We start from the raw sequence: 13,301 nt of genomic DNA on the forward strand, positions 1-13,301 counted from the left end.
GGGGACACAGCGATGCCGTGGATGACCTTCTGGGTCTGTGCGCTGTCCTGCGCCGTCATGGGCTGCCCCGAGGTGCACCGGCGTGACGGCCTCGTGGACCGGGCCGCGCATCAGGATGCCTTGGAGAGCATTCCCACGAAATGCTCGGTGGACGATTACACGCGCTATTGCGACGGCGGCCGCGAGCAAAGCGAAACGTGCATCCAAAGGTGCGGCGAGCAATGAACGTGCGAACGATGCTGGGGGCAGGCATCGCGTTGTTGATACCGCTACCCCTTGTCCTCACGACGAGCAGCCTCCTGCAACCGAACCTTCCCGAGTACGTCAGAGGCCGGCAAGTCAGTCCTGTATTCACGCCAGAAGAACGCTCACGGTTCCAGACCTACCATCGAAACTGCGGCACACGCGTTGGGTGCGATCCACCACTGGGTTGCCTCTTCGATGCGCGCGCTCGCGCGCTCTATTGCGCGGACAGCCAGTGCTTCACCGATGCGCAGTGCCCAGATGGCCATGTCTGTCGACTCCTCGCCACCGCGAGACAAGACCCCGTGGTGCGCTATTGCGTGCCCGTGGGCATTCGCAAGGAAGGCGAGCGATGCGTGGAGATCTCCGACACCCAGGAAGGCGCCTGCGGCCCCGGACTGCATTGCTCCAGCGCAGGAAGCTTCTGCGGACGACCGTGCAGTCTGGATGACGCCAACACCTGTCCGCCTCAGTTCTTCTGTGTGGACGACTACCCAGAACCGCTCTGCCTCCCCACCTGCGAGAAGAGCGGCTGCCCAGCGGGACAGCACTGCATCCGCCACGAAGAAGGCGCCTCCGCGTGCGCCAGGGTGTTCGGCCCACAGTGCCAACAAACCCCCTGCCCTTCGGGCCAGACGTGCGAGTTCATCCACGCGTCCCATCTACCCGACCGCATCTGGTCCGAGTGCGAGCTGCGCTGTGGCAAGGACTTCCCACCCTGCCCCGACGGCCGCGTCTGTGACGGATGGGCCTGCGAGCAGCCCTGCGACCCCAAGGGCCCCAACACCTGTGACGACGGATACCGCTGCTTCCAGCGCCGTCCCTCCAGTCCCTGGGTCTGTCACCCCGACTGGTGACAGACCCGCCCCACCGCGACGTCACGCGGGCAGCGACTTCAAGAACGACAACAACGCGGCGTTGACCTCCGCGGGACGCTCCTGCTGAACCCAGTGCCCCGCTCCAGGAACAACGAGCACGTCCTTCAGATTCGGCACCAGCGGCTTCATCACCTCCACCGGCGCCAGCGCGCGCCCCGGGTCCTTCTCTCCCGTGATGAACAACGCGGGCTGCTCGATTCGCACCGTCGCCAGCTCGGGCAGCTCCTCCCAGTCCCGGTCCATGTTGCGATAACGGTTCAACCCACCCCGGAACCCACTGCCCTCGAACTCCTTCACGAAGTACGCGACATCCTCCTCCGTGAGCCAGGCGGGCAAGGTCGCGGGCGTCTCGATGCCCGTGAGAAACCCGTCCCCCTGCTTCCTCGCGCGCACCAACTCCGACTTCGTGTCGAAGCCCGCGACGGAGCCCGCCAGAACAGTGCGCACCGTCCGCGGCACATCCGCCTCCAGCTCCGCCTCCGCGACACCCGGCTGCTGGAAGTACTGGATGTAGAACCACTTCTCACCGAACACGGCCTTGAAGAGCTGCGTGGGCGGCATCGGCGTACGCCCCAGATGCGGAACACTCATGCCGACAACGGCCCTGAAGCGGTCCGGATGAAGCGCGGCACAGGTCCACGCCATCGCCGCGCCCCAGTCGTGCCCCACCACCACCGCCGTCTTCTCCCCGAGCGCATCCAGCAGCCCCACGAAGTCCGCCACCAGGCTCCGCATGCTGTACGCCTCGACGGGCCCCGGCTTGTCACTGCGCCCATAACCTCGAACGTCCGGCGCGACGACGTGGTAGCCGGCGGCGGCGAGCACCGGAAGCTGATGCCGCCACGAGTACCAGGACTCCGGCCACCCATGGAGCAACAGCACGAGTGGCCCCTTCCCCGCCTCCGCGACATGAAGGCGAATCCCGTTCGTCTCGAGCATGCGATGTGTGATGTCGACCATGGTAGGGGCTCCATTCCCCTTGCGAACCGCACCGTCCCGCGAGCATGACAGACGCTCGGAGCTCCGCGCTCCGGTGTCCTTCGAGGAGCACGCATCATGGCCTTGCGCTTCAAGAACCTGGACGGCAGCGGCCCTCAGCCGTTCAGCAGCGTCTTCAAATGGGCAGTGGCCGACAAGCTCTCCGGCCGCCGCCGCAAGTCGCCCGACCATGCACCCGTCCCTCGCGTGGAGCCGGACCTCGCCCTGCTCGCCACACCGCCCGCCCCCGGCGAGGGCGCGCGCCTCACATGGCTGGGCCACGCAAGCTGGCTCGTCCAGCTCGACGGCCTCTCCCTTCTCATCGACCCCGTGCTGCGCGACGCCATCAACGTCGTCATCCGCCGCAACGTCCCGCCCGGCGTCCCCGTCGACAAGCTGCCTCCCATCGCCGCGAGCCTCGTCTCCCACAACCATTACGACCACCTGGACCTGCCCACGCTCACCGACGTGGGCGCTCCCATCGTCACGGGCCTGGGACAGTCCCCCGTGTTCCGGGGCGGCAAGCTCGCCGTCACCGAACTGGACTGGTGGCAATCCACCCAGGTGGGCCCGGTCACCGTCCACTACGTCCCCTCGCAACACTGGAGCCGACGCGGCCTCAACGACGCCAACGAGATGCTCTGGGGCGGCTTCGTCGTCGAGGGCTCCAGCGCCCGCGTCTACCACTCCGGTGACACCGCCTGGTTCGATGGCTTCCAGGAAATCGGCCGCCGCTTTCCCAAGCTCGACGCCGCCCTGCTCCCCATTGGCGCGTATGACCCGGAGTGGTTCATGAGCCGCCAGCACATGAACCCCGAAGAGGCCGTCCGCGCCTTCGAGGCACTCGGAGCCCGGGAGTTCCTCGCCATGCACTGGGGCACGTTCAAACTCACCGACGAGCCGCTCGACGAACCGCCCCGCCGCCTGGACGCCGAGTGGAACCGCCGAGGCTGGCCGCACGAGCACGTCCACGTCCTACCGGTGGGTGGAACGCTCACCGTGCGAGGCGGTTGAAACCCACGGGAGCCTGTGTTGTGGGTTGGCCATGCTCCTCGCCACCGCCCTCTCCCTGGCGCTCGCCCAGGCTCCACCGCCTCTCACCACCGCGTCCGAGCAGAGCGGCTGGACACGCACCGGCCGCTACCCCGAGGTGGAGTCGCTCTGCCGCGCCTTCCCCAAGGCCTACCCCGGCAAGGTGCGCTGCGACACGTTCGGCACCACGCCCGAGGGCCGGCCCATGCTCGCCCTCGTCGCCAGCGCCGACGGCACGCTCACCCCCGCCGCCAACTCGAAGAAGAGTCGCCCCGTCGTCTTCTTCCAGGGCGGCATCCACGCCGGCGAAATCGACGGCAAGGACGCCGGCTTCGCGCTCTTGCGAGACATCCTCTCCGGCAAGACGCTGCCGGGTGTCCTCAAGGGCGTCACCGCCGTCTTCGTCCCCGTCTTCAACGTCGACGGCCACGAGCGCTTCGGTCGCAACAACCGCCCCAACCAGGTGGGCCCCGAGGAGATGGGCTGGCGCGTCACCTCGCAGAACCTCAACCTCAACCGCGACTACGCCAAGGCGGAGAGCCCGGAGATGGTGGCCCTGCTGCGCTACCTCCACTCCTGGGACGCGCTCGTCTACGCGGACCTGCACGTCACCGACGGCGCCAAGTTCGAGCCCGACGTCGCCGTCGGCATCGAGCCGCAGAAGTCCGGCCCGGAGAGCCTGCGCCCCCTCGGCGTGAAGCTGCGCCAGGAGCTGTTCCAGGAACTGGAGACGCAAGGCCACCAGCCCCTGGAGTTCTACCCTTCGTTCATCCAGGACGATGACCCGACGTCCGGCTTTGCCTACGGCGTGCCGCCTCCGCGCTTCAGCCACGCCTACGCCGCCGCGTACCACCGGTTCGGAGTGCTCGTGGAGACGCACTCGTGGAAGCCCTATGCCGAGCGCGTGAAGGCCACGCGCGATGTCGTCGCCGGCCTCCTGCGCCTCGTCGCCCGCGATGGCGCCGGGCTGATGAACGCCGTGAAGGCGGCCGACGCGGAGGCCCAGGCCGGCAAGGTGCGCGACGTCGTCGTCGCGTGGAAGAACACGCCGGAGAGCCACCCCATCGCCTTCCGGGGCTACGCCTACGAGCGCGGCGCCTCCGACGTCTCCGGGCAGACGTGGATTCGCTACGACGACTCCAAGCCGCAGGTGTGGACCGTGCCGTACTTCGACAAGGTGGAGCCCGCCCTCACCGTCTCCATCCCTTCTGGCGGCTACCTGGTGCCGCCGTCCCATGCCGCCTGGGTGGCCCAGAAGCTCACCACCCACGGCCTGCGCTTCCAGCGCCTGTCCCGCCCGACGCCCGCCACCGACGTGGAGGTGTTCCGCGCCACCGAGGCGAAGTGGAGTCCCCAGTCCAACGAGGGCCGTCAGACGCTGTCTGTGAAGGGCGCGTGGGAGAAGCAGACGCAGTCACTTTCCGCCGGCGCGCTGTACGTCCCCACCGCGCAGCCGGGTGTGGAGATGGTGGCCCACCTGCTGGAGCCCTCCGCGCCGGACTCGCTCCTGGCGTGGGGCTTCTTCAACGCCCACTTCGAGCAGAAGGAATACATCGAGGACTACGTGCTGGAGCCCTTCGCGCGGGAGCTGCTCGCCAGGGACGCCACCGTGAAGGCCGAGTGGGACGCGAAGCTCAAGGACCCCGCCTTCGCCAAGGACCCGCGCGCGCGTCTGCGGTTCTTCTACGAGCGCCACCCCGCTCGCGACACCCAGCACCGCGTCTACCCCATCCTCCGCACGGCCACCGCGCCCACGGGCCTCACCGCGGGCCGGTAGCGCGTCACCACCGCTGAGTCCCCAGAAACACGAAGGCCCCGGAGGCACGTCGCCACCGGGGCCTTCTTCATGTCCTGAGCCGGGTCCCAGACGCCCGGCGACGTTTCGTCACCAGGCCCCTGGCTTCCTCGGACCCAGACAGCTTCCGAGGAAGCACTCCGCCACGCCGGCCCTCGAGTGAAGGCCGGCGCTTCACGTCACCGTCAGCCGATGACGCCTTCGCAGGCGCAGGTGCTCGGGTTGCACGCCGTGTTCGACGGGCAGCCACCGCAGTCCGCCTTGCAAGCGCAGGAGCACGAGGCCGCGTCCGGCTGCGTCGTGGAGCCGCAGCTCAGCGACGCGGTGTCACACGCACAGGCGCACACGCTCGGGTCGAACTTGTAGCCCGCCGCGCACGTGGCCGTCTGGACGCACGAGCACGCGCAGGTCGCCGAGTTGCACGACTCATACGTGCCGCACGTGCCACCGCAATCCGAAGCGCACGTGTAGGCGCACACCGCCGGGTCCGTGTTGCAGACCTGGCCCGGAGCGCCGACACCACCGCAGTCCGACGGGCACTCGCACTTGTCCGTGGTGCGGTTGCAGGAGAGCTTGCCGTCGCAGTAGTCCGCCTCCGTCGCGTCGTAATACGGGTCCGTCTTGCAAGGAGGCGGCACGCCGTTGGCGTTCGTCGTCCGGTCGCTCCAGTAGCGGTAGGACACCGCCGCCTGCGTGTTGTCCGCCTGCGGCCGGCAGCCGCCGAAGAACGACAGCGTGCGGTTGATGCCATCCACGTCGAAGCCGTTGGTGCGGCTGCGCGGCAGGTCCGACGCCGTGGGGCACGACACCGCATCCGCCACCGTCGCCACCGACACCTTCACCGACGCGCCGATGGGCGGCTGCTGCGTGCGGTAACCCACCGACGCGATGACGCTGTCGATGATGCCGTTGATGGTCGTGGTGATGGAGGTGGAGTTGCGGATGCTGCCCACCACGCCGCCCGTCGCCTGGATGATGTCCAGGTGCTTCGGGTCGCGGGGGTCTTCCTGGTTGTGACACCACGTCGCCGTGTTGCTGGTGGCGAACTCCGGCGGGCAGATGATGCCGTGGACCTGGATGACCTGGTTCAGCGGGTTCTTCGTCGCGGGCGTGTTGCCGGTGCTCTTGAAGTACTGCTCGAAGGTCTGAATGGAGTCCGCCGAGTAGTCATGCGTGTCCGTGAGGATGACGACCACCACCTTGGCGCCGTCGCGGATGCGCGAGTCCGAGGACGTGCCATTCGGCACGAGCGTGGTGTTGATGGCCGCTCGCACCGCTTCCATGGGCTTCTCGTCGCCCCAGCCGCTCAAACCCACCCAGCACGACTGGTTGTTCGTGCAGGTGGTGGGCGTCGTCCCCGGGGGAATGGTGAGGGTGTTGCACTGGCCGCTGGCGCAGGTGCTGTTCTGCGTCAGCCACGCACGGAACTGGTTGATGTTCCGCGTGAAGCCACGCACCACGTTGCGGTTGACATGGTTGGTGTTGGTGGAGGTGTAGCTCGTGGTCACCATCGCCACACGCCAGTCCAGCGTGGAGTTGCCCAGCTTGTTCGCCACGGCCGTGGCCGCGTCCGCCAGCGACTGCTGCGAGCTGGCCATGGAGCCGCTGTCGTCCACCACGAAGATGAAGTCCACCACCGCCTGGCGTGAGGTGAACAGCTCACACTGCACCGCGTCCGCGTCACCGAACTGCGCCAGCGCCGAGCCGCCCGCCGTGTCCGCCAGCGAGAAGAGGCTGCCCGCCTCGTTGTAGCGGGACGTGGGGGTGATGGCGATGACTACCAGCACGCTGTCGTTGGACCGGTGGACGTACTGCGCTTGAATGGTGAACGGCCCGGTGATGCCCGCCGAACCCGCGAGCGAACCGGCGCTGCTGGGCACCAGCGACCGCACCAGCGAGTTGGTGCGAGCCTTCAGGTCTTCGCCGCCCGCAAGCGAGTAGCGAGCCGCGAGCGCGGCGTAGCCGTCCCAGGTGTTGAAGGTCTGCGCGTAGTCACTCGTCGCGGTGTTGAACGAGGCACCGCGGATGCCCGCCTCGTCGCCCGCGGGGGTGATGGAGCCGCCCACCGCGCCACGCTTGTACGCAATCAGCGTCACCTGCTTCGTGTCGTCCCAGCCGATGACGCCCACCGTGGCGCCAGCCACCGTGATGTTGGTGATGTTCGCGTCCTTGAAGGTGGCCGGCAGCGCGAGCCGCACGTCCGCGCCATTGTCCTCCTTGAACGTGACGGGCCGCAGGTTGTTCGCGCGGCAGGCCTGGCCCGCCGGCGTGTTGGGCGCGCCGTCCGCCGGGTTCTTCGGGTCCAGCTCGTTCGCGTCCACCTGGCCGTTCTGGTTCGCGTCCTCCGCGCCGTCCGCGATGCCGTCACCGTCCGAGTCCGCCGTCGTGGGGCTCGTGGTGCTGCTCGGGTGCGCGTCGCCCGCGTAGCCGCAGTCCTTGCGCGGCGCCGCGGCGGTCGTCACACCGCGCTCCAGGCCGTCGCGCAGACCGTCGCCGTCCGTGTCCGGGTTGGTGGGGTCCGTCTCGTTGGCGTCCACCTTGCCGTTGCCGTTGCCGTCCTCGCCCAGGAAGCCATCGCGGCCCGCGCCGTCCTGCAGACCGTCACAGTCGGTGTCCGTCAAGCGCGGGTCCGACTCGTTCGCCTCCACCTTGCCGTTCTTGTTCTCGTCCTCGACGCCGTCGTCGAGGCCGTCACCGTCCGTGTCCGCCTTGTCCTTGTTCGTGCCGGTGGCCACTTCCACCGCGTCCGGGATGCCGTCGAAGTCCGCGTCGGGGATGGAGGCGGCGCAGTCAGCCACCTTCGGGTCCGTCTCGCCGCTGTCCCGCACGCCGTTGCGGTTGCGGTCCTCCTCGCCGTCGCTGCACGAGTCGCCGTCCGTGTCCGGCTTGAGCGGGTCCGTGCCCATGGTCCGCTCCTGACCATCCGACAGGCCGTCGCCGTCCGTGTCGCGCTTGCGCGGGTCCGTCTCGCCAGGGCTCACCGTGCCGCTGTGGTTGACGTCCTCTTCGCCGTCCTTCAGCCCGTCACCATCCGAGTCGAGGGCGTTGGGGTCCGTCTCACCCGGGTCCCTCGCGCCGTTGCGGTTGGTGTCCTCCAGGCCGTCGGGGATGCCGTCGCCGTCCGTGTCCGCCTTCACCGGCGAGGTGCGCGAGTCCGGGTCCAGGTCCGCGCGGAACGAACAGGTGGTGTTGATGCTCGAGGTGCGGCCCACTTCGACGCCGTCACGAATGCCGTCACCGTCGGTGTCACGCCGACCCGGGTCCGTCTTCAACCCGCCGGCATAGACATTGGCGAACTCTTCCGCGTCCGTGAGGCCGTCGCAGTCGGAGTCCTTGGTGGGGTTCTTGCTGTCGTCGACATCCGTGGGCACCGGACCTGGATCCGGGTCCGGGTCAGGCTCGACGCCCGCATCCTCCGGGGGCGGTGTTCCACTGTCTGGGGTCGTACCCGCATCTTCATTGCCGGGCGGAGTGGGGTCTTCGGGGTCCGACCCGCCGCAGCCAGCCAGCAACGAAGCTGACACGAGCACGCAGGCGATGAGCCGGGTGAAGGACGTACGCATCATTCGACTCCATTTCCCTGACTCCGGGGGGGTTGGGATGAGTCAGGGGGAACCTGAAGTCTATGAAGACCTGCGCCTTTTGGTCAGTGACTATTCCCCTCGGTACGAGTTCTTCGTCGCTCTTCGTATGCTCTCTGTCCAACCTCATGGACGGATTGCGGCATGACTGTTGGCGAACACTGTTCGCGGGGTGGGAAGCGTCGGTTATCGTCTCTTTCGTGCCTGTCTTCGGTCTCGCGGCATTGTGGAATAGAGGGGCTTCACCAGAACGCGCCGCGGCGGTGGTGGAGGGGCTTGGCGAGCTGCTGCCCTCCGCGCAATCGATGCAGCTCGTCGTCTCCGTGCAGGCCGAGCAGGCCGGTATCGAGCTCAAGGTGGAGGCCCCGGGCTATCCGCGTGCCGCGGTGGAGCGGCTCGCCGACGAGGTGAAGCGCAGCGGCGGCACCTTCGTGGAGCTGTGGCGTCTGCCCAAGCCGGAGCGCGACGCGCTTCGCAACAGCATCTTCGCGGGAGGAAAGGCCTACGCGGGCGAGGAGCGCACCGCCGCGGCACGGGCGCTGGAGCAGCACGTGAGCGCGCTGGCCTCGCGACCCGCGGCTCCTGCTCCCTCGGCGCCACCGAGTCCCGCCGCCGTGCCCACGTCGGAGGATGATCCACGCCGCGTGCCCTCCGCGCCAACGGGCGGTCCCCAGCGCCGGGGGCGCCGGTTCGCGGTGCGGCTGGAGCTGGAGTTCCGCACCGAGCTGGACTTCGTGCGGGAGCACGCGCTGAACATCTCCAACGGCGGCCTCTTCGTGCGCACCGCGCACCGGCCTCCGCCCGACAGCGTCGTCACCGTGGACGTGAAGCTGCCCAACGGGGAGCATCTGCAGGGCGAGGCGGTGGTGGTGCACGTGTTGGATGACCCTTACAGCGGCGGCGTGGGGCTTGCGTTCCTCAGTGACGACGTCACCTTCTCCCGGACGCTCGACGGCTACCTGGCGAGCCTGGTGGGTGGGGTGAGCTGAGTCATGGACGTGGTGGAGGAGACCTGGCCGAGGGACTGTGGCCGCTTCGAGTTGCTGTCCCGCCTGGGACGCGGCGGCATGGCGGAGGTGTTCCTCGCGCGCGTGAAGCACGGCGCGCGGGCCGGAGAGCACGTGGCGCTCAAGCGCGTGCGCCCCGAGCGCGCGCACGACGACGAGGCGCACGAGCAGCTCCTGCATGAAGCGGAGCTGGCCCGGTGTCTGCGGCATCCGCACATCGTCGGCTTCGTCGAGTATGGAGAGCTGCCCGACGGGGGCTACCTCGCGCTGGAGCTGGTGGAGGGACCGGACCTGGGGCGAGTGCTGGCGCAGTGCCGACGGCGGCGCATCGAGCTGCCCATCGACATCTCCGTGCTCATCGTCCGGCAGGTGCTGGAGGCCCTCGCGCACGCGCATCAGGCCACGAGCACCACGGGCCGTCCGCTGGGTGTCGTGCACTGCGACGTGTCCCCGCACAACGTGCTGCTGTCGCGAACTGGAGAGGTGAAGCTGGCGGACTTCGGCGTGGCTCGCTCACGGGCGGGCATGGCGCTCGACGCGCGACGCCTGGGCAAGCAGCACTACCGCTCGCCGGAGCTGCTGGCGGGCGAGGTGTCCGTGGCGGTGGACCTGTGGGCCACCGCGGTGCTGCTGTACGAGCTGCTGTCGCTGGAGTCGCCCTTCCCCTCCGGCCCTGGTGAAGAGGTGGAGTCCGCCATCCGGGGGGGCCGGGTGAAGCCCGTGCGGATGCAGGTGCCGGAGGTGTCGGACGCGCTCGCGCTGGTGCTGGACCGCGCGCTGGCGCCTCACCCCTCGCAGCGCTTCGGCTCCGCGGAGCAGTTCGCGCGGGCCCTCGCGGCCCTCTCCGATGACCGCGTGGCGACGCCGCTGGCCGTGGCCGCCGTGGTGCGCGGGTTGATGGGCACGGGCGTGTGAGGCCTGGACCTCACGCGAGCTGCTGAACCGCGACATACGGCAGGCCCAGGTCGCCCTCCACCACCAGCCGGCTGCGGCCTCCGCCCTGCTTCACCACGCGCACCTGCACACCGATGCGCTCGGCGAGCCCCGAGACGTGGGAGATGATGCCCACCTGTCGACCCGTGGCCTGGAGTGCGTCCAGCGTCGCCAGCGCCACCTCCAGCGTCTCCGGGTCCAACGTCCCGAAGCCCTCGTCGATGAAGAGCGTCTCCACCTGCGTCGTCTCCGACGACAGCGAGGCCAACCCCAACGCGAGCGCCAGCGACACCAGGAAGCTCTCGCCACCCGACAGGCTGGCCACGCCACGCACCTCGTCCCCCATGTCCCCGTCGACCACCTGGAGGTCCAGGTCATGCCCGGGCACGCGCATCAGGCGGTAACGGCGCGCCAGCTCCTGCAAGTGCGCGTTGGCGTGCAGCAACAACGCGTCCAGCGTGAGGCTCTGGGCGAAGACCTTGAAGCGCTTGCCATCATGCGAGCCGATGAGGTCACCCAGCGCCTTCCACACCTCGCCCGCGCGCCTGCGCTCCGCCAGCGACTGGGCCTCGCTGCCGTGACGGGCACGGGCCGCGTCGTCCGCCTCCAGCTTCGCGCGCAGCATCGCCTCGGCTCGGCGCCGCACCTCCACGTCCCCTCGCAGGTGCTCGCGGGCGGCGGTCGCCTCCTCCTCCGACAAGCGGGGCGGTCCGCTCGACTCGTGGCCCGTGCGCCGCTCACGTCGCTCGTCGCGCACCGCGCGCGCCTGGGCCTGGGCCTCGCGCAGCACGGCCAGCGCCCGAGCCTCCGCCTCGCACCACGCGGCGTCGTTCGCCAGCAGCGCCTTCACCACGTCCAGCGACACACCCTGGGCCCCCAGCCGTTGCTCCAGCTCCTTCCGGGCCGACTCGCGGGCCTCCCGCGCACGGATGAAGTCGCGTGCCGCATCCTCCGCGCGGGCCAGCGCCACCCCTTCGGCTTGTCGTGCCGCTTCGGCTGACACGCGCGCCTTTTCGTAGGCCGCCAGCGCCGTCTCCAGCTTCGCGCGCAGCTCCGCGCGGACCTCTTCCGTGGGGCGGCCCTCCAGCAGCGCGGCGCGGGCCCGCACCGCTGCGTCCCGAGCCTGGCCCTTGAGCGTCGCCTGAGCGGCGTCCTCCTCGGCACGGCGAGCGCTCACCTCCAGCAAGCCCTGCGCGTGAGCGCGGTGTCGTTGTTCCTCGTCCTCCCGAGACTTCGCCTTCTGGACGATGTCCTCGCGCTCCTTCCACATGGAGACGCGCTTGCCGCACTTCTGGCGGAAGTCCGCCGGAGCGGCCTCCAGCTTGGCCTCCCATCCCGCGTCCGCGGCGAAGATGGGGGACACGTCCGCCAGGACCTGTCGCACCGTCGCGTCCGCCGCTTCCACCCGGGCCAGCCCCTCCTTCAGCGCGCCCTCCACTCGCGTGAAGGACTCTTCCGCGCGCCGGAGCGCATCGGCCGCCACCTCACGTCGGGTGCGCTGCGCCTCCAGCGCCGCTCGCGCCTCGCGCGCCGTCCGGGCCAGTCCCTCCGCCGCCTCTTCCTCGGACTTCAGCGCGGACAGCCGTGCCTGGACCTCGGCGACCATTGCCTCCAGCCAGACGCTCGCCTCCGGGCCCGAGCCCTCTTCGGGAGCAAACGCGGCGTCACGCGCGCTGGCGACTCCCGGGGCTGATGTGGCGTCACGAACTCCCGCACCCTCTTCGCCACCCGGCGACTCGGAGTCATGGGCCCCGACAACACCCTTTCGCGCACTCAGTCCCGGTCCACCTCCCGAAGACGCCGAGCCCTGAGTCCGCACCCGCCGCCACTGCTCGCGGCCCCGCGCCCACGCGTCACGGTGCTCTCCACAGCGGGCCGCCGCGCCCTCTCGCCGCGACTCCGCCTGGGTGACTCGCGCTCGCGCCGCCGCCTGCCTCGCGCTCGCGTCCACTTCTTCGCGAGAGCACTCATTCCGCTCGGACTCCAGCGTCTCCACCCGCGCGGCGGACTCCGCCACCAACCCCGCCAGGGCCGGCACCTCATGCCGATACGGATGCTCCGTGGCACCACAGAGCGGGCACGCCTCGCCCTCGCGAAGCAGCGCCCGCTGCGCCGCATGCCCCTGTGTCGCCTCCGCCACGGACAGCGCACGGCGCGCTTCCTTCAGCGCCGCTTCACGCTCCAACCGACGCACCGCCGAGTCCCGCACCGCGACCGACGCGGACTCCGATTCCTCCCGCGCCACCGCCGATTCACGCGCGGCCTCTCGCGCCTCGGCCTCTCCCGAACACAGGCCCTGCCGGGCCAGCTCCAGTGCGCGCAGCGTCTCCTGCCTCGCGAGCAGTGACTCCCGCAGCACCCGCCGCTCCACGCCCGTCCCCTCCCCCAGCGAGGTCTCCGCATGCGTCGCCGCCGCCTGCGCCCGCGCCTCGGCCTCCGCCGCCGAGTCCCGCTCCTGACGCCTCAGACGCTCCGCGTCCTTCAGCAAATCCACGTCCCCGCGCAGCTTCTCCACGGCCGCCCGCGCCGTCTTCCCCTCGCCCAGCGCCACCTCGTAGCGCTCCAGCTCGCGCTGCCAGCGAGGCCACTCCCTTGCGAGCGCCTCCCAGTGGGCCTTCTCCAACAACCAGACCCGAGCCCCCTCTCCCGCCACCCGCGCGGCCTCCTCGCGGACCACGACTTCCTCGAGCACCGCCCGAGCCTTCACCGCTTCGTCCTCCGACACCCGCGCCCGCGCCCGCGCTTCCTCCGCGTCACGCGCGGCCGTCGCACTCCGCGCATCCAACTCCGCCGCGGCCTCCAGCGCCGGCGCCGCGACCTCTTGCGCCGACCGCGCCTCCTGCCGCCCCTCCTC

The 13,301-nt window shown here is 69.9% G+C and carries 9 protein-coding genes; 5 read left to right on the forward strand and 4 right to left on the reverse strand.

Annotated elements, in window-relative coordinates; genetic code table 11:
* Positions 1-21: 21 nt before the first annotated feature.
* A complete protein-coding gene (locus HR086_RS13550) occupies positions 22-225 on the forward strand; it encodes a hypothetical protein (protein WP_174454497.1) in 204 nt (67 codons plus the stop codon).
* A 143-nt stretch (positions 226-368) separates the two neighbouring features.
* Here the strand turns inward: HR086_RS13550 and HR086_RS13555 are convergent, their stop codons facing one another.
* Together HR086_RS13555 and HR086_RS13560 are read right to left on the reverse strand one after the other, a co-directional pair.
* Entirely contained in the window at positions 369-512 is a 144-nt protein-coding gene (locus HR086_RS13555) for a hypothetical protein (RefSeq protein ID WP_174454496.1), read from the reverse strand.
* A 609-nt stretch (positions 513-1,121) separates the two neighbouring features.
* Positions 1,122-2,081 (reverse strand): alpha/beta fold hydrolase, encoded by a 960-nt coding sequence (locus tag HR086_RS13560; RefSeq protein ID WP_174459778.1) that lies wholly within the window; start codon positions 2,079-2,081, stop codon positions 1,122-1,124.
* 96 nt (positions 2,082-2,177) lie between these two features.
* On the opposite strand from HR086_RS13560, the gene HR086_RS13565 reads away from it, so the two are divergent.
* The gene (locus HR086_RS13565) at positions 2,178-3,113 is read left to right on the forward strand and encodes an MBL fold metallo-hydrolase (RefSeq protein WP_174454494.1); all 936 of its coding nucleotides are present in this window, start codon (positions 2,178-2,180) and stop codon (positions 3,111-3,113) included.
* 31 nt (positions 3,114-3,144) lie between these two features.
* A complete protein-coding gene (locus tag HR086_RS13570) occupies positions 3,145-4,908 on the forward strand; it encodes a M14 family zinc carboxypeptidase (protein ID WP_174465835.1) in 1,764 nt (587 codons plus the stop codon).
* 203 nt (positions 4,909-5,111) lie between these two features.
* On the opposite strand, the gene cglD is transcribed toward HR086_RS13570, so the two are convergent.
* Entirely contained in the window at positions 5,112-8,489 is a 3,378-nt protein-coding gene (cglD, locus tag HR086_RS13575; protein WP_174465838.1) for an adventurous gliding motility lipoprotein CglD, read from the reverse strand.
* Positions 8,490-8,707: 218 nt separating this feature from the next.
* Between cglD and HR086_RS13580 the strand changes: the two genes are divergently transcribed.
* Positions 8,708-9,496 carry a TIGR02266 family protein gene (locus HR086_RS13580; protein ID WP_174465836.1) on the forward strand — a complete coding sequence of 263 codons (789 nt, stop codon included), beginning with the start codon at positions 8,708-8,710 and terminating at the stop codon, positions 9,494-9,496.
* Positions 9,497-9,499: 3 nt separating this feature from the next.
* The gene (locus HR086_RS13585; RefSeq protein ID WP_141644692.1) at positions 9,500-10,429 is read left to right on the forward strand and encodes a serine/threonine-protein kinase; all 930 of its coding nucleotides are present in this window, start codon (positions 9,500-9,502) and stop codon (positions 10,427-10,429) included.
* Positions 10,430-10,439: 10 nt separating this feature from the next.
* Here HR086_RS13585 and HR086_RS13590 read toward each other — a convergent pair.
* Positions 10,440-13,301, reverse strand: a 2,862-nt coding sequence (locus tag HR086_RS13590) for an SbcC/MukB-like Walker B domain-containing protein (RefSeq protein WP_174465837.1), incomplete at its 5' end; no start/stop codon positions are given.

Source organism: Myxococcus sp. CA039A (genome assembly GCF_013336645.1).
Taxonomy (GTDB): Bacteria; Myxococcota; Myxococcia; order Myxococcales; family Myxococcaceae; genus Myxococcus; species Myxococcus llanfairpwllgwyngyllgogerychwyrndrobwllllantysiliogogogochensis.

Coding starts and splice junctions, on each gene's coding strand:
- HR086_RS13550 (WP_174454497.1), top strand. CDS start 22: ATGACCTTCTGGGTCTGTGCGCTGTCCTGCGCCGTCATGGGCTGCCCC.
- HR086_RS13555 (WP_174454496.1), bottom strand. CDS start 512: ATGGCCATCTGGGCACTGCGCATCGGTGAAGCACTGGCTGTCCGCGCA.
- HR086_RS13560 (WP_174459778.1), bottom strand. CDS start 2,081: ATGGTCGACATCACACATCGCATGCTCGAGACGAACGGGATTCGCCTT.
- HR086_RS13565 (WP_174454494.1), top strand. CDS start 2,178: ATGGCCTTGCGCTTCAAGAACCTGGACGGCAGCGGCCCTCAGCCGTTC.
- HR086_RS13570 (WP_174465835.1), top strand. CDS start 3,145: ATGCTCCTCGCCACCGCCCTCTCCCTGGCGCTCGCCCAGGCTCCACCG.
- cglD (WP_174465838.1), bottom strand. CDS start 8,489: ATGCGTACGTCCTTCACCCGGCTCATCGCCTGCGTGCTCGTGTCAGCT.
- HR086_RS13585 (WP_141644692.1), top strand. CDS start 9,500: ATGGACGTGGTGGAGGAGACCTGGCCGAGGGACTGTGGCCGCTTCGAG.